Annotated in this window: 21 protein-coding genes and 1 pseudogene; 12 read left to right on the top strand and 10 right to left on the bottom strand. The window is 64.0% G+C overall.

Going from position 1 to position 23,270, the window contains the following annotated elements; genetic code table 11:
* Positions 1-6 precede the first annotated feature (6 nt).
* On the bottom strand, positions 7-1,329 hold the full coding sequence (locus tag PATSB16_RS11285; RefSeq protein ID WP_047214221.1) for an NAD(P)/FAD-dependent oxidoreductase: 1,323 nt from the start codon (positions 1,327-1,329) through the stop codon (positions 7-9).
* Between the two features lie 14 nt (positions 1,330-1,343).
* Complete coding sequence (locus PATSB16_RS11290) at positions 1,344-2,756, bottom strand: amino acid permease (protein WP_047214222.1); 1,413 nt, start codon at positions 2,754-2,756, stop codon at positions 1,344-1,346.
* Between the two features lie 342 nt (positions 2,757-3,098).
* Here PATSB16_RS11290 and PATSB16_RS11295 point away from each other — a divergent pair, with 342 nt between their 5' ends.
* Positions 3,099-3,785, top strand: coding sequence for a TetR/AcrR family transcriptional regulator (locus PATSB16_RS11295; protein ID WP_047214223.1), 687 nt, complete (start codon positions 3,099-3,101; stop codon positions 3,783-3,785).
* 51 nt (positions 3,786-3,836) lie between these two features.
* Here the strand turns inward: PATSB16_RS11295 and PATSB16_RS11300 are convergent, their stop codons facing one another.
* The 3 genes from PATSB16_RS11300 to pdxR all read right to left on the bottom strand — a co-directional run bounded on the left by PATSB16_RS11300 (position 3,837) and on the right by pdxR (position 7,363).
* Positions 3,837-5,072, bottom strand: a complete 1,236-nt coding sequence (locus tag PATSB16_RS11300) for a GGDEF domain-containing protein (RefSeq protein ID WP_062551274.1) — start codon at positions 5,070-5,072, stop codon at positions 3,837-3,839.
* Between the two features lie 129 nt (positions 5,073-5,201).
* Positions 5,202-5,789 carry a sugar O-acetyltransferase gene (locus PATSB16_RS11305; protein ID WP_047214224.1) on the bottom strand — a complete coding sequence of 196 codons (588 nt, stop codon included), beginning with the start codon at positions 5,787-5,789 and terminating at the stop codon, positions 5,202-5,204.
* Between the two features lie 53 nt (positions 5,790-5,842).
* Positions 5,843-7,363 carry a MocR-like pyridoxine biosynthesis transcription factor PdxR gene (pdxR, locus tag PATSB16_RS11310; protein ID WP_047214225.1) on the bottom strand — a complete coding sequence of 507 codons (1,521 nt, stop codon included), beginning with the start codon at positions 7,361-7,363 and terminating at the stop codon, positions 5,843-5,845.
* 190 nt (positions 7,364-7,553) lie between these two features.
* Here pdxR and PATSB16_RS11315 point away from each other — a divergent pair, with 190 nt between their 5' ends.
* Complete coding sequence (locus PATSB16_RS11315; RefSeq protein ID WP_047214226.1) at positions 7,554-8,303, top strand: SDR family oxidoreductase; 750 nt, start codon at positions 7,554-7,556, stop codon at positions 8,301-8,303.
* 22 nt (positions 8,304-8,325) lie between these two features.
* Here PATSB16_RS11315 and PATSB16_RS11320 read toward each other — a convergent pair whose 3' ends face one another.
* Positions 8,326-8,991 carry a glutathione S-transferase family protein gene (locus PATSB16_RS11320; protein WP_047214227.1) on the bottom strand — a complete coding sequence of 222 codons (666 nt, stop codon included), beginning with the start codon at positions 8,989-8,991 and terminating at the stop codon, positions 8,326-8,328.
* Positions 8,992-9,171: 180 nt separating this feature from the next.
* On the opposite strand from PATSB16_RS11320, the gene PATSB16_RS11325 reads away from it, so the two are divergent.
* The 6 genes and pseudogenes from PATSB16_RS11325 to PATSB16_RS20870 form a co-directional block, all read left to right on the top strand.
* Positions 9,172-10,164 carry a helix-turn-helix transcriptional regulator gene (locus PATSB16_RS11325; RefSeq protein ID WP_047214228.1) on the top strand — a complete coding sequence of 331 codons (993 nt, stop codon included), beginning with the start codon at positions 9,172-9,174 and terminating at the stop codon, positions 10,162-10,164.
* A gap of 220 nt (positions 10,165-10,384) precedes the next feature.
* On the top strand, positions 10,385-10,837 hold the full coding sequence (locus tag PATSB16_RS11330) for a MarR family winged helix-turn-helix transcriptional regulator (protein WP_047214229.1): 453 nt from the start codon (positions 10,385-10,387) through the stop codon (positions 10,835-10,837).
* A 29-nt stretch (positions 10,838-10,866) separates the two neighbouring features.
* On the top strand, positions 10,867-11,430 hold the full coding sequence (locus PATSB16_RS11335; RefSeq protein WP_047214230.1) for a cysteine hydrolase family protein: 564 nt from the start codon (positions 10,867-10,869) through the stop codon (positions 11,428-11,430).
* Between the two features lie 2 nt (positions 11,431-11,432).
* A complete protein-coding gene (locus PATSB16_RS11340) occupies positions 11,433-11,762 on the top strand; it encodes a hypothetical protein (RefSeq protein ID WP_047214232.1) in 330 nt (109 codons plus the stop codon).
* Positions 11,759-13,006 (top strand): MFS transporter, encoded by a 1,248-nt coding sequence (locus PATSB16_RS11345; RefSeq protein WP_047216491.1) that lies wholly within the window; start codon positions 11,759-11,761, stop codon positions 13,004-13,006. The genes PATSB16_RS11340 and PATSB16_RS11345 overlap by 4 nt, the downstream gene beginning before the upstream one ends.
* Before the next feature lie 262 nt (positions 13,007-13,268).
* Positions 13,269-13,364: pseudogene (locus tag PATSB16_RS20870) on the top strand (nucleotidyltransferase); the annotation flags it as partial.
* A 398-nt stretch (positions 13,365-13,762) separates the two neighbouring features.
* On the opposite strand, the gene PATSB16_RS11355 reads toward PATSB16_RS20870, so the two are convergent.
* On the bottom strand, positions 13,763-17,122 hold the full coding sequence (locus PATSB16_RS11355; RefSeq protein WP_169834617.1) for an autotransporter outer membrane beta-barrel domain-containing protein: 3,360 nt from the start codon (positions 17,120-17,122) through the stop codon (positions 13,763-13,765).
* Between the two features lie 333 nt (positions 17,123-17,455).
* Between PATSB16_RS11355 and PATSB16_RS21125 the strand changes: the two genes are divergently transcribed.
* Entirely contained in the window at positions 17,456-17,932 is a 477-nt protein-coding gene (locus tag PATSB16_RS21125; protein WP_156884721.1) for an MFS transporter, read from the top strand.
* Between the two features lie 121 nt (positions 17,933-18,053).
* Here the strand turns inward: PATSB16_RS21125 and PATSB16_RS11365 are convergent, their stop codons facing one another.
* Together PATSB16_RS11365 and PATSB16_RS11370 are read right to left on the bottom strand one after the other, a co-directional pair.
* Positions 18,054-19,097, bottom strand: coding sequence for a hypothetical protein (locus PATSB16_RS11365; protein WP_047214235.1), 1,044 nt, complete (start codon positions 19,095-19,097; stop codon positions 18,054-18,056).
* Positions 19,098-19,115: 18 nt separating this feature from the next.
* A complete protein-coding gene (locus tag PATSB16_RS11370) occupies positions 19,116-20,087 on the bottom strand; it encodes a GlxA family transcriptional regulator (protein WP_047214236.1) in 972 nt (323 codons plus the stop codon).
* Between the two features lie 99 nt (positions 20,088-20,186).
* Here PATSB16_RS11370 and PATSB16_RS11375 point away from each other — a divergent pair, with 99 nt between their 5' ends.
* The 3 genes from PATSB16_RS11375 to PATSB16_RS11385 are packed head-to-tail and all read left to right on the top strand — an operon-like array spanning position 20,187 to position 22,222.
* Complete coding sequence (locus PATSB16_RS11375; RefSeq protein ID WP_047214237.1) at positions 20,187-20,864, top strand: DJ-1/PfpI family protein; 678 nt, start codon at positions 20,187-20,189, stop codon at positions 20,862-20,864.
* A gap of 31 nt (positions 20,865-20,895) precedes the next feature.
* Positions 20,896-21,639: an SDR family oxidoreductase gene (locus PATSB16_RS11380; RefSeq protein WP_047214238.1), complete on the top strand. Its 744-nt coding sequence runs from the start codon at positions 20,896-20,898 to the stop codon at positions 21,637-21,639.
* A gap of 40 nt (positions 21,640-21,679) precedes the next feature.
* Positions 21,680-22,222, top strand: a complete 543-nt coding sequence (locus tag PATSB16_RS11385) for a DUF2867 domain-containing protein (RefSeq protein ID WP_047214239.1) — start codon at positions 21,680-21,682, stop codon at positions 22,220-22,222.
* A gap of 19 nt (positions 22,223-22,241) precedes the next feature.
* Here the strand turns inward: PATSB16_RS11385 and PATSB16_RS11390 are convergent, their stop codons facing one another.
* Positions 22,242-23,234 (bottom strand): SDR family oxidoreductase, encoded by a 993-nt coding sequence (locus PATSB16_RS11390; protein ID WP_047214240.1) that lies wholly within the window; start codon positions 23,232-23,234, stop codon positions 22,242-22,244.
* Positions 23,235-23,270: the final 36 nt, after the last annotated feature.

A 23,270-nucleotide genomic window follows, 5' to 3' on the forward strand; every position in this document is an offset into this window, starting at 1 on the left:
CGGCCATCAAGCTTCCTCGCGCCCCGCGACTTTCTGCCACGCCATGTTCAAGCGCACGCCAGCATCCAGCACTGGCCGAGGCGGCAGCCAAGCGGCACGCTCCTGCGCATGGTAAGCGCGCAGAATTTCGCTATCCACGCCGCTCGCCAGATCGGCAATCGCCAGTCCCGCCGCGGTGTGGCGCACGATGCCGACGCCATTGCAGCACGCGAGCGCCCACAAATGCTCGCTGACGCGACCAAACAGAGGAGCGTGGTTACGCGAAATGCTGAGCCAGCCCATCCAGAAATGCCCGATGTTCAATTTGCCCAATTGCGGAAATCGGCGCATCAGCATATCGAGATGACGCTTTCGTGCGCGATCTCGAGTTGCGTCGTCGCAGCGCAGATCGGGCGAGTACTCGAACCCGTGGCGCAACAACAAACGGCCATCGGGCGTAAGACGTATCGTTGGACCGACCACGCCGTTGGCCGGCGTTGCCCCCCAAACAAACTCGGCGCCCAGCAGAGCGCGCTTTCGCGCATCAAGCGGCTCCGTCAAACTGGCAAACAGGACGATCGGCAATTGGCGGTTTCGATACACACCGAACTGTGCGGAAAACGCATTGACAGTCAAGACTGCGCGAGCCGCGACAATTCGGCCCGCCGGCGTTTTCACGCTGGGCTTTGCGCCGTGCAAATCATGCTCAATCACCGGCGATCGCTCGAACAGCCGAACATTGCCCGGCAGCGTATCGGCCAGGCCGCGAGACAGCGCTGCCGGATTGACCAATGCAGTGCCTGGGGTGTAGATCGCCCAGCCGTAGTAATCGGTTCCCAAGCGCTCGGCGAGTGCCTGCCGATCGAGAATCTCGTGCGGCTCCTCCCATTGCCGCAGCGCGTGAGCGTAAGGTGCCAGCACGGTGCGACGCGCCCGCTCGCCAACCGCGACGTGGTAGCGGCCGCAATCTTGCCAGTCACAGTCAATGTGATATGTCCGGACGATTTGACGCAACCTGTCCTGTGCCTGCCGCCCCATGCGGATCTCCCGTTTCGCACCGGCCACCGTCTGCGCATGGCCGCCGGCCGAATGCGGCAGATCGATCGCGAAGCCCGAGTTGCGACCCGAGGCATTTTCACCAACTTCGCCCGCATCCACCAAGGCGATTGATTCATCAGGATGATGCTCGGCCAGTTGGCGCGCGGTTGCCAGTCCTGCATAGCCGGCCCCAACAACCAGCCAGTCGAAATGATTTTCGCCCCTCAATTCGGGCTGCGGCACGCGCGATGGAAGAATCGCCGACCATCCGTTGGTCCGGTCTTCTTGCGGCAGAGTGTGAATTTTGTTCATGACGCGAGCACTTCTCAAACCTGGGCCTCTTCCGCCACGCATCTTGTGGCTTTGGCAACCTTCATGCGAAAGGCCGCATAGACCACGGCAAGCCAAACGGGCATCGCATACGCAGAGACCCTGATACCGGGTGTGAGCAGCATGACCCATACGACGCCGGCCAGAAATACCAGGCAGAGATAGTTGCTGGCCGGGCTACCCAACGCGCGAAAGGACGTCTTGTGGCCGAGCGCTTGCATGCTTCGGCGAAATTTCAGATGTGCCACGATGATGGTGATCCATATAAAGATCAGCGACGCAGTGATGAGCGAAATCAGTAATTCGATCACTCCGTTGGGCATCACGTAATTCAGCAGCACGCACAGCGCCGTTAGCGCGCCTGGCAATGCGATAGCCTCGGTCGGAACCCCTCGCCGGTTGACTCGCATGAGACGGCGCGGAGCGCTCCCTTGCTGCGCCATGCCGTAAAGCAGACGGCTGTTGCAGTAGACCATGCCGTTATAGACCGACAGTGTCGCCGTCAAAATGACGAAGTTGAGAATATCCGCTGTGAACTTGAAGTCCAGTACGGAGAAAATCATCACGAACGGGCTGTTGCTGTAGGTACCACCGCCTGCTCGAAGCGACGCGAGCAGTTGCGTCCATGGCGTCAAGCACAGCATCACGAACATCGAGCCTATATAGAAAATCAGAACCCGGAAAATGACCTGATTGATGGCCCTTGGAATCGTCTTGCCGGGCTCGGCCGTTTCCGCTGCCGTGAAGCCGAGCATCTCGAGCCCTCCGAAAGAAAATACGATAAAAGGCATCGCCATGGCCAAGCCGCGCACACCGTTGGGGAAGAAGCCTCCCGCTCGCCAGAGATTGCCGATCGCCGCCGCACTCCCTCCAGCGCCTGAAACCAGCAGCAGTCCACCAAACACGATCATGGCGACAACCGCGGCAATCTTTATCATGGCGAACCAGAATTCGGTTTCACCATACAGACGCACACTCACGAAGTTCATGCCGTTGATCATGAGAAAAAAGATGGCGGCGACAACCCAGGTCGGGATTGACGGCCACCAGAACTGGACAAACTTGCCGGCCGCGGTAAGCTCGAGCATGCCAACCAGAATGTAGAGCACACAACAGTTCCAGCCCGAGAAGAAACCGGCGAACTCACCCCAATACTTCCCGGCGAAATGGCTGAACGAACTCGACACCGGCGTCTCCACGAGCATCTCGCCCAAAAAGCGCATGATCAAAAATGCGATTACGCCGCCAATCGCGTACCCCAGCAACATCGACGGACCGGCCAGCGCGAGCACGCCCGCCGATCCCAGGAAAAGCCCTGTGCCGATCGTGCCGCCCAAGGCAATCAGTTGAATGTGCCGGTTGGCCAGCTTCCGCTTTAGGCTATCGGGCCTATGCTCTTGCTCGCTCATGTCGTACTCCTCCTTGATATCGATTCGCAAACAACTTGTCTCTTTACGTTTGCTTTATTAAAAACAAACATTAATTAATTAATGTAATTTAAGAATAAATAAGAAGCACCCCGGCCCAGTCACAGGACGGCACATTTAGGCAAGCGCCACCTGGCTGCATCACTTGGCTCCCGATCATGGCAGGAAGTATAGGCAAGTGCCTCCGCATAAACAATAAAAATTTATTGTTTATTATTTGTGGTATACCCTAGGGCGAATTCACGCTAAATGCGGGCTTGGGTGGCCTACAGAGGGACATTGAAAAACCAAGGGCCTCCCTCGAACCGAGGTCGGATTGACGTCATGAATACTGTCATCAAGAAAGAAGCCTCACGCCCACGGCCGGCGCGCCGAACTCAAGAGCAGCGCAGCGACACCACACGCCAGCAGATCATTCAGTCAGCACTGACCCTGCTCCGCGAGAAAGGGGTGCGCGGCGCGAACTTGCAGGAAATTGCGCGAGGCGCGCAGGTCACGCTCGGAGCCCTTCAACACCACTTCCCCAATCGTCAGATCTTGATGGAGAGACTGATCGATGAAGTGATGTCGCCGCTGTCCGACCAAGGGGCCGTCTGGCCATCTGCATCGCTGCCGCTAGCGCAGAGGGCCAGCGCCTTCGTCCGGACGGCATGGCAAACAATGTATGGGATTCCAAGCTATGTCGCCGCCTGGAGCCTGTTTTTTGGCTGCAAGGCCTCGCCCGAGCTATTCGAGCGCATCAACGCGAACCGTGTTCGAGCCGATCCGGAATTCTTCAGACGTTTCCTCGAGCACTTCCCGGAAATTGCCGCATATCATCCGAATCCGGAACAGTTCGGAGGATTTGTGTTCGCCAGTCTCCGGGGCATGGGGATATTCAATCTTTTCCCCATCTCAAAAAAAGAGATCGACGGCCAATTGAATATCCTCGTTCAGGTCATCGTGCAGGCGGGCACCACCGGCCTCGGTAGCAGGAGTCAGAAACAAAAGAAAGACACCGGGCGCAGATGAACGCGCGATGGCAATCACCCGCGTCGCGACCTGCCACCCCACCGCACCAAATCACGCCGACATCGCCTGTTCGCGATCATGTCCCGGCGCGGCGACGCGCACCCGGTTGCGCCCGGCGTGCTTGGCCGCATAAAGCGCAATATCGGCCGAGCCGATCAGCGCTTCCGGGGTGCCCGCGCCTTCGCGCATGGCCAGGCCGACGCTGATCGTCACGCTCGCCGGGCGGCCGTCCACGACGAACTGCAGGTGCTGTACCGCATCGCGCAGCCTGTCCGCGGTTTGCGTAGCGTCATCCATCGCCGCCTGCGTCAGCAGCACGGCAAACTCCTCGCCGCCGAAGCGCGCCAGCAGGTCGTCGCTGCGCAAATTTGCCGCCAGGCACTTCGCCACATGGCAAAGGCACGCGTCGCCGGCAAGGTGCCCATAGCGGTCATTGAACGCCTTGAACCGGTCGATATCGACCAGCAGCAGCGCGCCGGCCGCGCCTGGCGCGGCAGCCAGCTCGGCGAGCGCTTCGTCCAGTCGCCGCCGGTTAGCGACGCCGGTCAGGGCGTCCGTGTAGGACAGATCGGTGAGCGCCGCATTTTGCACCTCGAGAGCCTCGCTGCGCAGGCGATCCAGCAGCCGGTGCAAATAGATCCGGCGCGAAGCGCGCTCGTAGGCATGCGCACCAACCAGCGACGGCAGCAGCAGCGTCATCATGAAGCCGATCAGGAATACGGCGTCGCCGGGCCGGATCTCGGGCCGGCTTACCAGGACCAGCGCAAAGACGGCCAGATTGACCACGAAAAACCCCAAGGTCTGGGCAAAGCGCAAGCGCACGAAAACCAGCACGAAGCTCGCCGGCGGAATCGCCAGCAGAAAATCCCGCATTGTCGCCGGCGCCGGCTTGGCGGTGATAACGAGCATCGCCGCCGTGCTGCAGATCAGTCCGCACGCCAGCAGCCCGTTCTCGCGCGTGGTGACGGCGTTTTTGCTGCGCAAGCCGAAGTGAAGGATAAGCAGGACCGCCGTGCAGGCGCCGCCCAACTGAATCGCGACGCTCCTCCAGTCGGGGTCGGGAATGACGGTCAGGTTCAGCAATATGCCGAGACAGAAATAACCGGTTACGCCCCACCAGACAATGGTGCGGATCTCGTGCAGACGCTCCGCGCCGATGTCGTCCCAATAGCGCTTTTCCAGCGCATCGGGAAACGCCAGCCGAAAGCCGGTTCGGCCCAGCTCCGACTCGGCCAGCAAATCCAGGCGCGGCGCCTGTCCCCGTTGAGTAGCACCGGAGTGCTTCATTCGATCTACCACCTTATATGCCGGCCGTTGGATCCAAGCGCAAAAAATACCGGAATCGCCGCGATCTGGCGGCTCGCTTCACACCCGCGATCGCTTATGGCCGTTTTTAGTAATGGTCAGTAGCATACCTCACGTCCGGTGGCGCGTGCGGCGATCTGCCTGATCGGCGATCGAGCGAACGACCCTGGCCGGATTGCCGGCAACCAGGGTGTTCGGCGCAACGTCCCGGGTGACGACCGATCCGGCCGCCACGACCGAGTTCTCGCCGACCGTGACGCCGCCGATAATGGTCGCGCCGGCGGCAATCCAGACGTTCCGCTCGATCGTGATGGGTTTTGCAATGACGCCATTGCGCCGCTGGGCGGGCTCGATGGGATGACCGGAGGTAATGAGGCTCACGTTCGGCCCGATCATGACATCGTCGGCAATAGCGAGCCCGCCAAGATCATAAAAAGTGCAATTCTGATTGATGAAGACATTGCGCCCGACACGGATATCGACGCCGCCGCTCGTATAGAACGGCGGAATCAATAGAAAGCTCTCGTCCACCGGCTTGCCGATCAGGTCGCCGAACAGGGCTCTGACCTCGTCGGCGTCGTTGAATGTCAGGCGGTTGAGCGCGGCGGTGATCGCCACCGCTCGTTTGACATTGGCCAGCATGGCCGCCGATTCGGGCGTTCCGCGGGGAATTGTCCTGGTGCGATCGTCGTTGGCCATGCGTTTCTCAGCTCCATCAACGCGCCTGCGGCGAGCGGCGACAAATGGCTTGGTCAGTTGTCCAGGCACTGGCGCAATATGCGCGCCAGACGTCCGGCTTGCGCCGCATCGGCGACGTTCGCGAAGCCTATCACGAGGCCGCGCCTGGCGCGCCGCGCGCGGCTATTGGCATACCAGATCGAAAGCGGCAGCACCCCAAGGCCCGCGTCGCGCGCGCGTGCTGCGACCGCGACGTCGTCCACCTGCGCGTGCGAGCCGGCGGCGAACTGCACCGCGAACTGAATTCCGCCGCACGGCAAGTCGACCATCAGCCGCGGCCCGAACTCCTTTTCCAGTGCACGCACGATCAGCATGCGCCGCTGCGAGTAAAGGGCTCGCATCCGCTTCAGATGCCGCGCAAAATGCCCGTTCACCATGAAGTCCGCCACGGCTGCCTGCAAGAGCGTCGGCGAGCCGGCGTTCATGCTGTGCGCCACGCGCGCGACCCGTTCCACGGCCCGTTCGGGCACTACCGCGTATGCCAGCCGCAAGCCGGGAAACATCACCTTGCTGAACGTGCCGCAATAAATCACCCGATCGCGCCGGTCGAGGCTCTTCAAGGCCGGCAGCGGCCGGCCCGAGTAGCGAAATTCGCTGTCGTAGTCGTCTTCGATGATCCAGCCGGACGCCTTCTGCGCCCAATCCAGCAGCGCCGCGCGCCTGGCCAGCGAGAGGGTCACCCCGAGCGGGCTCTGATGCGAGGGTGTCACCAGCGCGAAACGCGCCTGCGGATCCAGCCGCATACCTTGCTCGACGTCGATCCCTTCTTCGTCGACCGGCACCGGCACCAGCTGCATGCCAGCCTCGATCAGAAAGTTGCGCGCCAGCAGATAACCGGGATCCTCCATCCACAGGCGATCGTTCGAGCGCGCAAGACTGCGCAACACCAGTTCGAGTGTGGCCCGATACCCGCTGGTTACGAACACCTGCTCGGGCAGGCAGGTCACGCCGCGCGACAGCCCGAGATAAGTGGCGATATGCTCGCGCAGCGGCCGATAGCCGGCCGGATCGGGGTAAGCGAGCATCGCCTGCGCGCCGCCGCGCGCATGGTGCGACACAAGCCGGTTCCACACCTTGCGCGGAAAAACATCGAGCCCCGGCAGCCCGGGCTGCAACGGCCTCGGCTCGCCGCTCATGGCCACGGCAATGGGCGTTCGGCGCGCAGCGGCCTGACCGCCACTCGACACGTCGGGTGCCTGGTCTTCCTCGGTGCCGCGCCAGGCCAGCTCCGCCGCCGGCACCGGCTCGCGCGTCGAACGCGGCAACGACGCCGGCAGCGACGACGAAACGAACGTGCCCGCCGCGCCGCGCATCTGCAGGTAGCCCTCGTCGACCAGAATCGTATAGGCCAGCTCCACCGTGCCGCGCGCCGCGTTCAACTGGGCGGCCAGCGCGCGCAGCGCGGGAACACGATCGCCGGGGCGCAAATGCCCGGCGGCGATCGCCGTCTTGAAACGCTCGCAGATCTGCAAATAGATCGGCAGAGGTTGCCCTCGATCTATTTCGATGGTCAATGTGGGAGGAGGCACGGTCATGGCGGTTTCTCGGGCAACGGACGGCAAGCACATCATGGACCAGTCGAATCGATAAAACTTGGCACTTACGACTGGGTCATGATGTTCCCATAATAGCCTCATGCGATGCACCGGCGGCGATGGCTTGAACGAGATGCCGAGTCCGCCGGATTCATTCGAGCGTTCCCTTCCTTTATCTGGAGAATCTGTCATGAAAATCGTCGTCATCGGTGGTTCCGGCCTGATCGGATCGCGTCTGGTCAAGCTGCTTGGCGAGGCTGGCCACGAGGCGCTCGCCGCGTCGCCGCGTAACGGTGTCAATAGCGTGACGGGCGAAGGCCTGAGCGAGGCGCTGGCCGGCGCCGAAGTCGTCGTGGACGTGACGAATGCGCCGTCATGGGAGCCCCAGGCAGTACTCGATTTTTTCCGTGCGTCGGCGCGCAATCTGGGCAAGAGCGAAGTGGCCGCCGGCGTGCGCCATCACGTCGCCCTGTCCATCGTCGGCTGCGACCGCACGCCGGACAATGCGTACTTCGCCGCCAAGGTCGCGCAGGAAGAGGCGATCGCGGCGGCCGGCGTGCCGCACACCATCGTGCGTGCGACCCAGTTCATGGAGTTCATCGGCGGCATCGCCGATTTCAGCACGGTCGACGGCACGGTGCGCCTGGGCGACGGACTGTTTCAGCCGATCGCGGCGGACGACGTCGCGTCGATGCTCGCGCAGATCGCGCTGTGCCCGCCGCAAAACGGCATCGTCGAGATTGCCGGCCCGGACCGCGCCTCCTTTGCCGAGATCATGACGCGTTATTTGAGAGCCACGGGCGACGCGCGACCGGTGGTGACCGATTCCGAGGCGCGCTACTACGGCGGCCTGGTCGAGCAGCAATCGCTCGTTCCGTTGGGCGATGCGCGAATCGGCCGCATCGCCCTCGACGGATGGCTGGCGCAAGCTACCCGATAAGCCGCCAGGAGCCTGGCAGGGATCAGCGCACAAGTCCTTGAAGAAAATCCGGCACCGGGTATCCGATCGAGACGAGATATGCCGCCATCGCACCGGCCACCTTGCGCACGGCCGGGCGGGCCGTCATCCGCTCGCGCCAGGCCAGCAGGTTGGGCGTCTGCGCCGTCATCGGCGCTCCCTTGCGCGCCCCGAACAGTTGCGCCATATAAAAGGCAATGTCGGCGTACGAATAGCTCCCGGCCAGAAATTCCCGATTGCCGATCACCCGTTCCATGTACCGATAGCATTGCGACGCGCCCTCGCGCGCGGCCCGCGCCGCGGGGTCATCCGGCATGGCTTCAAGGCCCATCAGCCGGATAATGTGCGGGAAGTAGATCTCATCGGAAGTATGCTCAAGCTGGCGCGCCATCGCGCGCACCCTGGCATCGGCCGGCCATAACGGCGTATCGGGCTGCAGGTCTTCAAGGTATTCGAAGATTTGCGTGGAATCGAAGATCTCCAGCGTTCCGTCGATCAACACCGGCACCTGACGCTTCGGGTTGATCCGCAATACATCGGGATGCTTCGGCTCGTAACCGCGCTGCGGATCGAACGGCGCCATCACCAGCTCGAAGTCGATGCCTTTCTCATGCGCCGCTATCTCCACCTTGGCGCCGAACATGCTCAGCGGGCCGGAAATGATTCTCATGGGTCGCTCCTCCCTGGATGTCATGCGCGACAATCTCCACCCGCATCCCGGCTCGACAGGAATCGAACTGCCCGGGCGTCCCGTCGGCCGTCACGCTGTTTGCCTCGATGGGGGATGTCGACAATAATAGGATCGTTAACATGACATCTTGTGTCATGTATTTTTACGACCATATCCTTGATGAAAGCCAGCCGCCTTTTATCGATCATGATGATGCTCCAGGCGCGCGGGCGCATGACCGCCCCGGCATTGGCGCAGGCGCTGGAGGTTTCCGAGCGCACCATCCTGCGCGACATCGATCAGCTCTCCAACGCTGGCGTGCCGATCTGGAGCGATCGCGGCCGCAACGGCGGATTTCAATTACGCGAGGGTTGGCGCACCGAGCTCACCGGCCTGACCGAACGCGAAGCTCATGCGCTCTTTCTGGCGGGCCTGCCCGAGCCGGCCACGGCGCTGGGGCTGGACGCCATCGCGGCCTCGGCGCGGCTCAAAATGATTGCCAGTCTGCCGCCCGAATCGCGCGAGCAGGCCGACCGCGTCGCCAGCCGGCTTTATATCGATACCGTGGACTGGTACCGCGCGCAGGAAACGCCGCCGCTGCTGCGCGAGGTCGCCGATGCCGTCTGGGGCGCGTACCGCATCGAAGTGAGGTACGAAAGCTGGCGCGGCATGTCTCGCCGCGAACTCGAGCCGCTTGGCCTGGTGCTCAAGGGCGGCGCCTGGTACCTGGTCGCCAGGGTCGCGGGCCGGCCCGGCGCACTGACCTTCCGGCTGGCGAATATTCACGAACTCAAAAGTTCGGGGCGCCGCTTCAAGCGTCCTGCGCGGTTCGATCTGGCCGGGCACTGGCGTGAAGCGATGCATCGATACGAGGCCGATCTTTATCGCCTGACGGCACACATCGCCGTGTCGCCACGCGGCGAAAAATGGTTGCTCAACGAGCGCATCAAGACCCTGCCCGTCGCGCGGGATGCGTGGAGCCCGGAAGTGCCGGCAGGTTGGCAAGCGCTTTCGATGCCCATCGAATCCATCGAGCATGGCGTGCGCAAGCTGCTCGGCTACGCCAGCGAGGTAAAGGTCATCGGGCCGCCAGCGCTCAAGCACAAGCTCATCGAAGCGCTGTCGCGAGTGAATGACTTGTATCGACAAGCGCACGAATCCGACGAGCAATGATCTCGAGTCGCGCCAATATCGGCCGACCGTTCAATCGAGTCACCTCCCGAGGCGACCAAGGGGACCCCGAAGCAGGCGCGCGAAACCCGATTCACGTCGGCTCAGCCCCACCGCTTGACCGATCCTCTGCCCGCTCTCGCTCCACACGCCTGCATCTGCTGGCGAAATATATATACAGTTTATCTGTACAGATAAACTGTATATATGCTACATTCCCGCCATGAGCACACTACCCAGCCAATCCGACGCTTCTGCGTCGACCGCCCTGGCCGGCGAATTGCGCATTTGCGTGAGCAAGCTGATTCGGCGCTTGCGCGAGCAGGCCAATGCGGGCGACTTCACCTCCTCCCAGCGATCGGTGCTGCTGCGCCTCGATCGCGACGGCCCCGCCACCGTTTCCGCGCTGGCGCGGGCCGAGAGCGTGCGCCCGCAGTCGATGCGGGTCACGGTGGCCAGCCTGGAGGCGATGGGCGCCGTGCGCGGCGAGCCCGATCCGCACGACGGCCGGCAAACGCTGATCGACCTGAGCCCGAAGTTTCGCAAGACCCTCAAGGCCAGCCGCGCCGCGAAGGACGACTGGCTGCTGCACGCACTGCAAGCGCAGCTCTCACCCCAGGAGCAGGCCCAGCTCGCCGCAGCGGTAAAACTGCTGGAGCGGCTCGCCGACTTCTGACGCCCGGCAACCCCTCTCTCACTATCAACATGGCACTTACTTCGCTCGACACCAATACCGCGCTGATCGTCGTCGATCTGCAGCAAGGCATCGTCGGTTATCCCCTCATTCACCCGATCGGCGACATCGTGGCGCGCACCCGTGCGCTGCTCGGCGCATTTCGCCGGCTCGGCCTGCCGGTCGTGCTGGTCAACGTCGCCGGCGGCGCGCCGGGCCGCACCGAGCGGCCCCGCCTGCCGGAGCCGCTCCCGCCCGGCTGGACCGATCTCATCCCCGAGCTCGATCGGCAGCCCGGCGATATCGTCGTGACCAAGCGAACCTGGGGCGCCTTCGCCAGCACCGATCTCGAGCGCCGCCTGAAGGCGCTGGACGTGACCCAGGTGGTCGTCACCGGCGTGGCCACCGGCACCGGCGTCGAGGCGACCGCTCGCCAGGCATACGAACAAGGGTTCAACGTGACGCTGGCTCTGGACGCGATGACCGACACCCGGCCCGAGGCGCACGCGTATAGCATCGCCAACGTCTTTCCCCGGCTGGGCGAGACCGGCACGGCCGAACAGGTCATCGGTCTGCTCGACACACGGAGCGCCTGACCATGCCCTGGCTTGATCTGCTGTCGTGGTGCCTCGGCGGCGCCGCGCTCGCCAACGCCGTGCCGCACTTCGTCAGCGGCATCATGGGCAAGCCGTTTCAGAGCCCGTTCGCCAAGCCGCCCGGAGAGGGTCTTTCATCATCGACGGTGAACCTGCTCTGGGGATTCTTCAATCTATGCGTCGGCTATGTGCTGGTCTGCCGTGTCGGCGACTTCACGCTCAAAAGCACGATGGATGCCGCCGCGCTCGGGCTCGGCATCCTGGTGCTCGGCCTGCCGATGGCGCGGCACTTCGGCCGCTTTCACGGCGGCAACCTGTCGGAGCGCGCCTGAGCATGCCTTCGACTGGCGTCTTTCGTTCGCTGCGAAACTACAACTATCGCGTCTGGGCGGCAGGCGCGCTGGTGTCCAACGTGGGCACGTGGATGCAGCGCACGGCCCAGGACTGGCTGGTGCTCACGCAGCTCACGCGCAACAATGCGTCGGCGGTGGGCATCGTCATGGCACTCCAGTTCGGGCCGCAATTGCTGCTGTTGCCCTGGACCGGTTTCGCCGCCGATCACTTCAATCAGCGCAAGCTGTTGATGGCGACCCAGGCAATCATGGGCGCGCTGGCCATCGCGCTGGGCCTGCTTACCGTCACTGGCCTGGTGCAGCTCTGGCAGGTCTATGTGTTCGCGTTTCTGTTCGGCTGCGCCTCGGCATTCGACGCGCCGGTGCGCCAGACCTTCGTGGGCGAACTGGTGGGCGACGCCGACCTTTCCAATGCCGTGGCGCTCAATTCGATGTCGTTCAACGCCGCGCGCATGCTCGGCCCGGCTGCGGCGGGGCTGGTCATCGCCTCGGTCGGCACCGGCTGGGCGTTTTTGCTCAACGGCGCCAGTTTCGCCGCGGTGCTCGCCTCTTTGTCGCTGTTCCGGGTCGCCGAGCTGCGCCCCAACGTGCGGGCTCACCGCGCCCCGGGCGGCATGCTGGAAGGGTTTCGCTACGTCGCCTCGCGCCCCGACCTCGTGGCGATGCTGGTCATGCTGTTTCTGATCGGCACCTTCGGCCTGAACTTCCCGATCTTCATCTCGACCATGGCCGTGCGCGTGTTTCACACCGACGCGCGCGGCTACGGCGTGCTCTCCTCGATCATGGCCATCGGCACCGTCACCGGCGCGCTGCTTGCCGCGCGGCGCGAGCGGGCGCGCTTCACTTCGCTGCTCACCGGCGCCGCCGTCTTCGGGCTCGGCTGCACGCTGGCGGCCATCGCGCCCAGCTACTGGCTGTTTGCCGGCGCGCTGGCCATCACCGGCGTGGCCACCCTGACCTTCACCAACACGAGCAACAGCCTAATGCAGCTCTCGACCGAGCCCGCCATGCGCGGCCGGGTCATGGCGCTGCGCGTGGGCATCGCACTGGGCTGCACGCCAATCGGCGCGCCTATCGTCGGCTGGGTAGCTGACCATCCCGGCCCGCGCTGGTCGCTCGCGGTCGGCGCGGCGTCGGGTTTCGCCGCCGCGCTGGTCGCCGTCTACGCGATCCGGCGGCAAATGCATTTGCGGCATGTCGAAGGACATGGCGAGGCGGATTGACGCTGATCGGCGTAGCGGCGGCGATAAGCCGGGGCCGGCGTCTTGCACGCTCATCGCACGGCCACTTACAGGGAATAATCTCGCGCAGTCGTCACAAGATTTCTGCTTCTTGCGAGTACTCGTTGCTGGGCAGAGCGCTTTACCACCCCAGCCGCGCGGTTTCTTCAGAACGGCGCGAGGGGTCAGGATGTTCCCGTTCTCGAAAACATTTCTTGAAACACTATTCCCGATTACATATCATCTCAACGAGTTGAGATGAGAAAAATCGCTACTCGGGGTCGACGTCGACTTGTTGACACCTGGCGACCTGCCGACAAAATTCCGGGCCAAAGTGCTCGCGCAGGCGCAGCCGGTATGAGCGGAAATCGACTGCCCGATTATCTCGACCACATATGGCAAGCAGCAATCGCTCGTTCCGCTTGGCGATGCGCGAATCGGCCGCGTCAACCTCGACGGGTGGCTAGCGCAAGAAAAAATCGTAATTGGCGCCCTGCGTGAAACGTCGATCGAGGATGGCTTCCACTACCCCGGCCGGGGTTGCGCGGGCCGTTTGGGTTGCATCCGAAGATCGAACACCTGCCGCGCACGACGACTTCCAGCGCCAAAGCCCCCGCGATACCTGATCGGTCATCGCTTTGGTCACACTATCGTGGTTCGATGTGCTTCCGATGCAAGCTGTGCCCGCTTGCGCACGGCGCCCTCGGGGCGGCGCCGTACACCACGGACAGGCTGGCGGGCAAAGACGGAGCCAGTGCGTTACCAGCTATAACGGTAGCCCACTTGGCCAAATACGCCGCGCCGCCGCTCGCCGCCCAGGTTATGTGTGTATTTGAGGTTGACATACAACGTCGACGCCTTGCCCATGCTCGCGGTCGCGCCGACTCCGAGTTCGTACCAGGTTTTCGCCGGAGACTCTGCGAATGAGGTATCGCCGACGACGACCTGCCCCGGCGAGATGAAATCCCGCAAGAGATCGGCGGTGAAATACGGGGTTAGATGGCTTGTCTTGGCATCGTTCGCCAGATTGGGTCTGAACAGGCGAAAGCCGATCCGGCCACGCAACTCGTTCGACGTATTGCCCGAGACGGCCGATACGCGGTCGCTGAAGGGGTTCAGATGCACATATTGATAAAGCAATTGCATCTGCGGCTCGATGGCGAGCGACGACACGCCGAGCCGCACCGGTTTGCCGGCTTCGGCCGACACGCCTGCGCCTAAGCCATTCTGAGTCGCGCCGCCGCCATAGACGTCGCTATATTTGTCGTGATAGTGGGTCAATTGCGCGACGCCGTCGAAGTAAGTGCCGTCGGGCAGATAGCGTGTCCAATAGCCGCCGATCGACTGCGCCTGCATCGTCAGCGAGCCGGCGCGGGACGTGAGCGCCGCATTGATGGCGCGCTGGCTGTCATCGAAGGTCGACGACGCGGTGCCGAGCGTGACCATCGCGCCGACGTGCGTGCTGCCGCCGGCAGCCGCATGCGCGAGCGTCCAGTCCTTTCCGAATTGTGCGAAATAGGTTCGCGCCTGGGCAGAGAAGCGGTCGTTGCCGTTCATGGTCAGGTTCTGGCCGGCGACCCGCGCCCACACGCCATCGCGATGGGCGGGCTGGGCACGTTCGATCGCCGCGATGTCACCCACCCGTTCGTGCAGGCGGCTCAATATCGAGAACCCATAATCCGCATTGAGCTGCGGCGCCAACGAGTAGCCGACCACCGCCGGACGGTATGCCGTCGGCGCGGTGGCCGGATCGGAGTTCGCCGGCGGGCTCGAGCCGCCTGTTGATCCCGAACCGCCGCTGGGCTGTGCCAGGAGCTTCGAGCGCAGATACCAGTCGCTCGGGGTGGCGCCGCCTTGGTAAAGCAGATATTGATAGGCGCCGGCCTGGACCGGGCTGGCAAGATGAAATGCGCCGGACGCCGACGTGCCGCCGACTTGAACGACGCGAATTCCGTCGCCCACGGTTTGCGCGCCGCTTCCCGTGCCTTGCACTTGGATGCCGGTAGTGCCGCTGGCATTGCCACCGATGACGAGTGTGTCCGTTTGTGTTGCCGCGCCCCCTTGGTTGAGTACCGTATTGATAGCGAGCGTGCCCGACGCGCCGACGTAATTGCCGCGAACGTTCAACATGTTGCCGGTTTGGCCGGCTGCGGCGCCCACTTGCAGCAAGCCGGTGTTCGACAAATCGCCGCCGATCGTAAAAGTTCCACTGGTGTTGCCGGCGAATGCCGGCATCGCACTCGCGACAGCCAGCGTGCCGAGATTGGTCACGCTGCCAGGTGCGCTGCCGTAGCCGCCGAGCGTCGCGCCGGCGGCCACCAGAGTCGCACCAGTGCCCAGCGAGGCGCTTGCATGCGCCGAATCGCCGACCGCGAGCGCACCGGCCGACACCGTCGTCGTCCCCAAGTAGGTGTTCGCCGCATCCAACACAGTCGTACCGCTGCCTGTCTGTCCCAGCGAGCCGCTGCCCGATACCGTGCCGCTGAAAGTCGTTGCATCAGAGCGATCGAACACCAGCGTGCCATTGTCGGTCACGTTGCCGACGATGCTACCGCTCGTGCCGCCACTGCCAAGCTGCAATGTGCCGGCGGAAATTGTCGTGCCGCCCGTATAGGTGTTCGCCGCATCCAACACAGTCGTACCGCCGCCTGTCTGTCCCAGCGAGCCGCTGCCCGATACCGTGCCGCTGAAGATCGTCGCGTCAGACCGATCAAACGCAAGCATGCCATTGTCGGTCACGTTGCCGACGATGCTACCGCTCGTGCCGCCACTGCCAAGCTGCAATGTGCCGGTGGAAATTGTCGTGCCGCCTGTATAGGTGTTCGCGCCGGTCAACACAAGCGTGCCGCTGCCCGCCTTGGTCAACGCGCCCGCGCCGCTGATACCCTGTCCGAGTTGTGTCGTGAATCCTTGCGTATCGATCGTGCCGTTCGCGCTCGTGATTGAGACCGCGCGGGTAGGTGCAAGACTCAGATTCTGATTGGCCTGCAGCGTCCCGCCATTCAACACTAGCGCCCCGCTGGCCGCGCCGATCGCGGCGTCGGCGCCGATCGCCAGCGTGCCCTGGGAAATCGTCGTGCCGCCCGAGTAGGTGTTGCCGTTGGCCCCAGATGGCGCGAGCGTCAAGGTGCCCTGCCCGGTCTTCTCGACCGCGCCGGTGCCGGACAGCGCGCCCGTGTAAGTGCCGGCGTCTGGCTGCGCGAACCGCACCAGCCCGTTGTCGAGCACCGAGGGCGGCAAACTTTGCGCGCGCGCCTGGAGCGTGCCGGCCGGATCGACGATCACGCTGCCCGTGTAGTTGCTGTTATTGCCGGTCAACGCTAGCGTGCCGCCTTGCACTTCGGCCCGCGTCACCCCCGTGATCGTGCCGGTGAGCGACCAGGTTCCAGAATCCGCCTTGTAAAGGGTCTGAAAGTTGGTGAAGTTGCCGGGCAGGCTCGCCGTGCCGGTGCCGTTGAGATAAACGGTATTGGTGCCGCCCCCGCCGTCCATATTGCCGGTGATCGTCGAGCCGGTATAGAGGCGCAGCGTATCGTCGCCCCCGGCGAAGACGAGGTTGCCGATGACCTGGCCGCGATTGGTGAAATCCACCGCGCCGTTGCCGCTGGCGCCGATGACATCGCCCGGGGCCTGAATGACACCGGTCGCATCGTTAATGATGGTATTCGTACCGCTAAGGTTCTGAAACCAGATGGCCGCCGCGTGATCCGCGCGAATCAATCCGTCATTGACGATGGTATTGCCGCTGCCTTCCAGATTGACCGCTTCGGCAGATGTCTCGGTGCCGAGCGAGAGCACCTGACCGTTTTGCTGGACCGTCAACTGGCCGTTGTTCGCGAACTCGATGGTGTCCGCGCCGGTGCCGTAGAGCCCGCTGGAACTCACGCCGGTGGCGCTGACCGTGCCGCCCGACTGGACAGTGACGTTCGCGTTGTCGCGCAAGCTGATCGCGTTTTCATCGCCAACCGCGACGCTCGAACCGTTCTGGACTGTCACGGTTCGGTTGTCTTCACTCGCTACGTTGCCATTGCCGATCGTCGACGTAGTCGGATTCGGCGCATTCAAATCACAGATCGTCGATTGCCCGGTGGTCGCGCACGCCGCGTGCGCAGTGCTCATGCATGCGGCCTGAAAAACCAGGAAAGGAAATAGCAGAATTGCATAAGCAGCAGGCTTCGCATGCCGTGATTTTGCGTCGCAAGCCATCGGTACCCTCTGAAGGAGTCAATTCGCGATGGCATTGTATGGTTGGCTGACCGATTAAATCGGAATCTTAACAATATTTGATAATTCGGCTTGGCTGTCCGACTGAGGACCACCATTGGTGAAACCACCTATCGACCCGCTCGGAATTTCCCGACTACGGCACAAAGCCTCGTTGCGGGAATTCCGCCCTATAGACATACACAGTCAATCTGTACAGATAAACTGCATATATGCCACATTCCATCCATGGCAAAACAATCATGCACACCCAACGCACCGCAAGCGTCCGCCCCGGCCGGCGAATTGCGCATTTGCGTGAGCAAGCTGATTCGGCGCTTGCGCGAGCAGGCCAATGCGGGCGACTTCGCCTTCTCCCAGCGATCGGTGCTGCTGCGCCTGGATCGTGACGGCCCGGCCACCGCGTCCGCGCTGGCGCGGGCCGAGAGCGTGCGCCCGCAGTCGATGCGAGTCACGGTGGCCAGTCTGGAGGCAATGAGCGCCGTGCGCGGCCGGGTCATGGCGCTGCGCGTGGGCATCGCACTGGGCTGCACGCCAATTGGCGCGCCTATCGTCGGCTGGGTAGCCGACCATCCCGGCCCGCGCTGGTCGCTCGCGGTCGGCGCGGCGTCGGGTTTCGCCGCCGCGCTGGTCGCCGTCTACGCGATCCGGCGGCAAATGCATTTGCGGCATGTGGACGGCCGCGGGGAGCCCGATCCGCGCTGAACGGCCCATAGCGGGATCTGTCCAGGTACATGCGCCGAACGCTGCGCGCCGTGCGGGCACGGCGCCGCCGACGACCTGGGTATGGTGAGTGCCGCGAGCCATGGCGCTCGACAGCAAGCCGTCACTCGCCGCGCCCGCGCTGGACTCGCTTCAACCGGCGTTGCCCAATGAATGCCGCAATCAGGCCGACGAACGCGAACAGCCCGCCCTCGCCCCAGATCAAAATATTCGTCGTTGGGTCTTCGCCCGGTATCTTGCCGCCGAGGGTGATGTCCCGCTTGAGCACCGCAGTCCATGGGCCCACGTCGTAGCCGGCTTCCCGAAAAGCGTCGGCGACACCTTCACGCGGCCCGCCCGGCGACAGCTCTCCTTCCAATGCGCCGGGCAGATCGGCGATGTCCTGCGCGTCGTGATAGCGCGGAATCGTATCGTCCCGCTCAAGCAGATAGATGCGCCCGCCAGAATGCCAGCCGGGCGGAACGATCGGGGTGTAGTAGTCGCGATAGGCGTGCCCACGGATCGAATAATCACGCGCGAACACGCCGTCGAGAAGAGGCGTCCCGTTGACCACGTGCACCCAGGGGCTCGAGTTGCCCAGCACGATCGGTGCATCCGGGCGCATCGTCACCGGCGTCAGAGGCTTTCCGGCGTCGGTGTTGGTTGCAATATTCGTCCAAACAGCCACGACAAGAGCGATGATGAAACTGGCTGCCGCGAAGTACAGGCCGGCATTGCGCGTGCGGCGCGCGATCCTCAGTTTCCCGGCGCCATCGGCGGCATCCCATCGTGCACGGGACTCGGCCGTCAGTTCGGCGCGGGATCGGCTTGCCCTGCGAATTTGCGATCCGAGATCGGCAATCACCGGGTTATCGGGCCACAGCCGCTGCAGCCTGCCAATGACGAACGGCGGCCCCAGGAAGATCACGATCGCCGCAATCCCGGCGGCGAGCAAAATATTCGATCCGCCGAATAGCGCTTCCTGCCAGCGCAGCAGGAAAGTGAACGGCCCCCGATCCTCGATGAGGCTATAGATGACAGCCCCATAACCCCCGAACCACCAGAGCAGCATCAGGATACCGACCAGCCATGCCGGAACCCGGCGACGGCCGCTCGCAGTCCCGGGTTGCTGTTGCTTGCTTGCGCCTGCGCGTTTGCCGTTTCGCATTTTTCTGGACTCTTCGGGTCATTTACGCTTCGGACTGATGACCGACATCGTAGCAGCGAACCGGTCGGCGCGGCGAATCGCCTGCGGCGGCATGCCGTAGAGCTTCACGAAGGCCCGCCGCATCCGTTCCGGATCGCTGAAACCCACGGCTTGGGCAATCTGCTCGATCGGCTCCGCGCCGGCTTGCAAGCGCGTGCGGGCCGCTTCGACGCGCAGCCGTTCGACGGCCCGCGCGGGGGTCTCGCCGGTCTCGCGCCGAAAGGCCCGCCCGAACTGCCGCACGCTGAGGTGGGCGGCTTGCGCCAGCCGCTCGAGCGGCAACGGTTCGTGCAGGTGATCGCGCGCGAAGGCAAGCGCCAACCGAATCCGGTCCGATTCCGGCGCCATTTGCGACATGGGCGAGAACTGCGACTGGCCGCCCGAGCGACGATGGTAGACGACCAACTCGCGGGCCACTTTGTGCGCCACCTCGCCGCCATGATCGGCCTCGATCAGCGCCAGCGCCAGGTCGATGCCGGCGGTGATGCCGGCCGATGTCCAGACACCGCGATCCGCAATGAAAATCCGGTCAGCGTCCACGTTGACTGCCGGATAGTCCCGCTGCAATCGTTGCGCCACCCGCCAATGGGTGGTCGCGCGCCGGCCGTCGAGCAACCCGGCTTCGGCCAGCAGGAACGCCCCGGTACAGACGCTTGCCACGCGCGGCGTGCGGCGGCTGAGCGCGGCGACGGCCTGCACCAGGTCGGGCGCCAGCATCGAAGCGGTATTACCGCCGACCACGATCAGCGTTTGCACATCCGCGGCGTGCACCGGCAGCGTCGCCACCGGCAGGCCGCCGCTGCCCTGCACCAGGCCGCCGGTGCGCGAGAACGCCTCGAGCGCGTAACACGGCCGCCCCACGACCGCCGCGACCGATTCGAAGGCACCGAACGGCCCCGCGAGGTCGAGGATCTGATGGCCCGGATAAACGAAAAATCCCACTTTGTGCATGGTGGCGTATTTTAAGGGATCTACGTCCTTTACGCCATTCCCCGTTGCGGCCATCATCAACCTCGGTACGAACATTCACGCACAGACGGAGAACCACAGATGATCACGGTTGTCATTCCGCTTTACGAGGGCGTCACCCACCTCGATTTCACCGGGCCGCACCAGTTCCTGAGCATTCTGCCGGACGCCGACATCATCGTCGCCTCGCTCGATGGCGCGCCCATCACCTCGCATGGATTGACCTTCAGCGCGCTCGCCGACCTGGAGACCATCGAGCGTTGCGACCTGCTGTGCATTCCCGGCGGAACGGGCTGCGTTGCCGCAATTGAAAACACGCGGTTTCTCACGGCGATCCGCCGCCTTGCCGACGGCGCCCAGCATCTGAGCTCGGTCTGCACCGGGTCGCTGATTCTCGCGGCCGCCGGGCTGCTGGCCGGGCGGCGGGCAGCCTGCCATTGGGCCTGGCGCGACCTGCTGTCGGGCTTCGGCGCGATCCCGGACGACGCCCGCGTCGTGCGCGACGGCAACGTCATCACGGGCGGCGGCGTCACGGCCGGCATCGATTTCGCGCTGGCGCTGATCGCGCAATTGCGCGGCGCCGATGCCGCCCAGTTCATTCAACTGCTGCTGGAGTACGCGCCCGAACCTCCATTCGACGCCGGCCTGCCGGAAACAGCGCCGCCGCTCGTCCGCGAGGCCGTGCTCGCGCGCATGGCACCCACCCTGGCCGATGCCAGGCAGCGTATCGGCCACGTCGCGCGCCAGCTTCGCGCGTAGCGCCGGCGGGCCGATCTCAAAGGAGTGATGCATGAAACTCACAGGCAAAACCGCGTTGATCACCGGCGGCACGAGCGGGATCGGTCTTGCAACCGCCAGGCTGTTCGTCGATGAAGGCGCGCGCGTGGCGGTGACCGGGCGCGACACACGCCGGTTCGATGAAGTTCGCGCCCAGCTCGGCGACGGTGCGCTGATCCTCGCGGCCGATGCCGGTTCGATCGCGGACATGACAGCCGTGCGCCAGGCCGTCGGCGAGACCTTCGGCGGGCTCGATATCTTCTTCGCCAATGCCGGCGTCGCCTACGGAACCCCGCTCGCCACAACCGACGAAGCGCGCTACGATGAGCTCATGAACGTCAACGTGAAGGGGGTCTTCTTCTCGATGCAGGCGGTCTCGCCGATTTTGCGTGACGGGGCATCGGTGATCCTGACGACGTCCTTCATCATTCACGTCGGCCGGCCCGGGATTTCGCTGCTCGCCGCCTCCAAGGCCGCCGTGCGTTCGCTGGCGCGCAGCTGGTCGCGCGAATTCCTGGAGCGCAGGATCCGCGTCAACGCCATCAGTCCGGGCAGCATCGACACGCCGCTGATCAGCCGTCATCGCACCCCTGAGCAATTGGCGGCCTTCAAGGCGCAGATGGCGGCGCAGGTGCCGCTGGGCCGAATGGGGGAAGCGAGCGATATCGCCGCGGCGGCGCTGTTCCTGGCGAGCGACGATTCCCGATACATGTTGGGCGCGGAGTTGGTGGTCGACGGCGGCATCTCGCAGATCTGATGTCTCGGGCCGGATGCGCCGCATTGATGAGTGAGCAGGCATGCATGGTTATCAGCGCATCGAACAATCCGATTTGCCGCCGGCCTCGAGGCTGAGCCCGTCATACGGCCGGGCCGATTTCGCGGACGCGTTCTCGGTGGCGTTGCCGGACGCCGCCTGCGGCGATGCCGAGGTTCTCGCACGGCACGTTTTTACAAAGCAACCCGCGTGGATCGCGCTGCTGTTGAGATGCCGGGACACGCTCGTGCAGCCGTTTGGCCTGAAAAGAACCGTTGATCTCGAGGCCGACGGCGACGATCGGATCAGCCTGTTTCGCGTGTTCGAACGACATGCCGACGAGATCGTTCTCGGAGAGGATGACTCGCACCTGGATTTCCGCGTATCGGTTCTCGTGCAGCCGTCGTCTCGTGGCCAACCCCGCCGCCTGACAGTGACGACGCTCGTCTTCTACCGTCGAGCGCTGGGGCGGGCCTATATTGCCCTGATCGCACCGTTTCATCGCGCTGTCGTGCGCGCCTCGCTTCAACGCGCGCAGCAGCATGGATGGCCCGACGCATCACGGCGGGCGGCCGACACGGAATAAACGTTCGAGCGCCCCGCACTCAGTTGGAGGCAGCGGAGCGTCGAGCCAACATGCCGTGCGATGCGATGCTTGCCGCGAGATCGGTCATCAGCGATGGCCGGGTGGGCTGCCAGTGCAGTTGCTCGCGCGTGGCACGACTCGACACCGGATTGTCCGCGCCGACAAACGGCGCGAGCCAACCGAAGTGACGAACGGCTTCGACAGGCGTGAGCGAAACGGTACGCACACCGAGATGTTGCCCAATCGCGCCGGCCAGTTCACTGAGCGTAATGCCCTCCTCGGCCACGGCGTGATAGCGGGCGCCCGCCTTGCCGTCCTCCAGCGCGAGCCGGAACAGATGCGACGCGTCGAGCCGATGCACTGCAGCCCACCGGTTCTGTCCGTCACCGACGTAGGCCGAGACGCGCTTCTTGCGCGCGATCGCGACCAACTGCGTGACGAGGCCCTGGCGCGTCTGGTCGTGCACCGAAGGCGGCAGCCGGATTACGGTGGCGTCGACCCCGCACCCGGCCAGCGCGAGCGCGGCCTTTTCGCATCTCGCCCTCAAGCCGCCCACCGCATCGGGGTCCGCAAAGTCGGTCTCGACGGCTGGCCGCCCCTGCCTCATGGCCATGGTCGGGAACGCAATCACAAGCGGGCGGGCTTGTGCGCGCAGCGCATGGCCGAGCGTGTCGATCGCAAGCCGGTCGGCCTCGACGGCAGCGACCATGAACCGCCTGACCAGACCCGTCGGCATCCCCCCCAGCATCACGCGCATGCGGGTGCCGAAACCGGCTTGCGAGAAGGCGTGGAAAAACGCGGTGTGGATCACGCCATCAGCCTTTGACGCTGCCTCGCGCAGCGTCCCGAGATCCTCGATCGACCCTCGTTGCACGGTCGCGCCAGTTGCCGCCAGCTTCGCGGCCGCGGCGGCCGAACGAGCGAGCCCGGTGACTTCGTGGCCGGCCGCGACGAGTTCGCGAACGACCGCGAACCCGATAAAACCGGACGCGCCAGTGACAAATACACGCATAACCCACCTCCTGATCGTTTCAGCGACAGATCGCAG

Origin of the sequence: Pandoraea thiooxydans, assembly GCF_001931675.1 — a bacterium.
In the GTDB taxonomy this organism is placed as follows: domain Bacteria; phylum Pseudomonadota; class Gammaproteobacteria; order Burkholderiales; family Burkholderiaceae; genus Pandoraea; species Pandoraea thiooxydans.

What these genes read in the sequence shown, in the direction of transcription:
- PATSB16_RS11390 (WP_047214240.1), bottom strand. Translation starts at nt 23,234, where the DNA reads ATGCGTGTATTTGTCACTGGCGCGTCCGGTTTTATCGGGTTCGCGGTC.
- pdxR (WP_047214225.1), bottom strand. Translation starts at nt 7,363, where the DNA reads ATGACCGTGCCTCCTCCCACATTGACCATCGAAATAGATCGAGGGCAA.
- PATSB16_RS11335 (WP_047214230.1), top strand. Translation starts at nt 10,867, where the DNA reads ATGGCACTTACTTCGCTCGACACCAATACCGCGCTGATCGTCGTCGAT.
- PATSB16_RS11295 (WP_047214223.1), top strand. Translation starts at nt 3,099, where the DNA reads ATGAATACTGTCATCAAGAAAGAAGCCTCACGCCCACGGCCGGCGCGC.
- PATSB16_RS11355 (WP_169834617.1), bottom strand. Translation starts at nt 17,122, where the DNA reads ATGAGCACTGCGCACGCGGCGTGCGCGACCACCGGGCAATCGACGATC.
- PATSB16_RS21125 (WP_156884721.1), top strand. Translation starts at nt 17,456, where the DNA reads ATGGCAAAACAATCATGCACACCCAACGCACCGCAAGCGTCCGCCCCG.
- PATSB16_RS11375 (WP_047214237.1), top strand. Translation starts at nt 20,187, where the DNA reads ATGATCACGGTTGTCATTCCGCTTTACGAGGGCGTCACCCACCTCGAT.
- PATSB16_RS11380 (WP_047214238.1), top strand. Translation starts at nt 20,896, where the DNA reads ATGAAACTCACAGGCAAAACCGCGTTGATCACCGGCGGCACGAGCGGG.
- PATSB16_RS11340 (WP_047214232.1), top strand. Translation starts at nt 11,433, where the DNA reads ATGCCCTGGCTTGATCTGCTGTCGTGGTGCCTCGGCGGCGCCGCGCTC.
- PATSB16_RS11365 (WP_047214235.1), bottom strand. Translation starts at nt 19,097, where the DNA reads ATGCGAAACGGCAAACGCGCAGGCGCAAGCAAGCAACAGCAACCCGGG.
- PATSB16_RS11290 (WP_047214222.1), bottom strand. Translation starts at nt 2,756, where the DNA reads ATGAGCGAGCAAGAGCATAGGCCCGATAGCCTAAAGCGGAAGCTGGCC.
- PATSB16_RS11300 (WP_062551274.1), bottom strand. Translation starts at nt 5,072, where the DNA reads ATGAAGCACTCCGGTGCTACTCAACGGGGACAGGCGCCGCGCCTGGAT.
- PATSB16_RS11320 (WP_047214227.1), bottom strand. Translation starts at nt 8,991, where the DNA reads ATGAGAATCATTTCCGGCCCGCTGAGCATGTTCGGCGCCAAGGTGGAG.
- PATSB16_RS11305 (WP_047214224.1), bottom strand. Translation starts at nt 5,789, where the DNA reads ATGGCCAACGACGATCGCACCAGGACAATTCCCCGCGGAACGCCCGAA.
- PATSB16_RS11325 (WP_047214228.1), top strand. Translation starts at nt 9,172, where the DNA reads ATGAAAGCCAGCCGCCTTTTATCGATCATGATGATGCTCCAGGCGCGC.
- PATSB16_RS11385 (WP_047214239.1), top strand. Translation starts at nt 21,680, where the DNA reads ATGCATGGTTATCAGCGCATCGAACAATCCGATTTGCCGCCGGCCTCG.
- PATSB16_RS11330 (WP_047214229.1), top strand. Translation starts at nt 10,385, where the DNA reads ATGAGCACACTACCCAGCCAATCCGACGCTTCTGCGTCGACCGCCCTG.
- PATSB16_RS11315 (WP_047214226.1), top strand. Translation starts at nt 7,554, where the DNA reads ATGAAAATCGTCGTCATCGGTGGTTCCGGCCTGATCGGATCGCGTCTG.
- PATSB16_RS11370 (WP_047214236.1), bottom strand. Translation starts at nt 20,087, where the DNA reads ATGCACAAAGTGGGATTTTTCGTTTATCCGGGCCATCAGATCCTCGAC.
- PATSB16_RS11285 (WP_047214221.1), bottom strand. Translation starts at nt 1,329, where the DNA reads ATGAACAAAATTCACACTCTGCCGCAAGAAGACCGGACCAACGGATGG.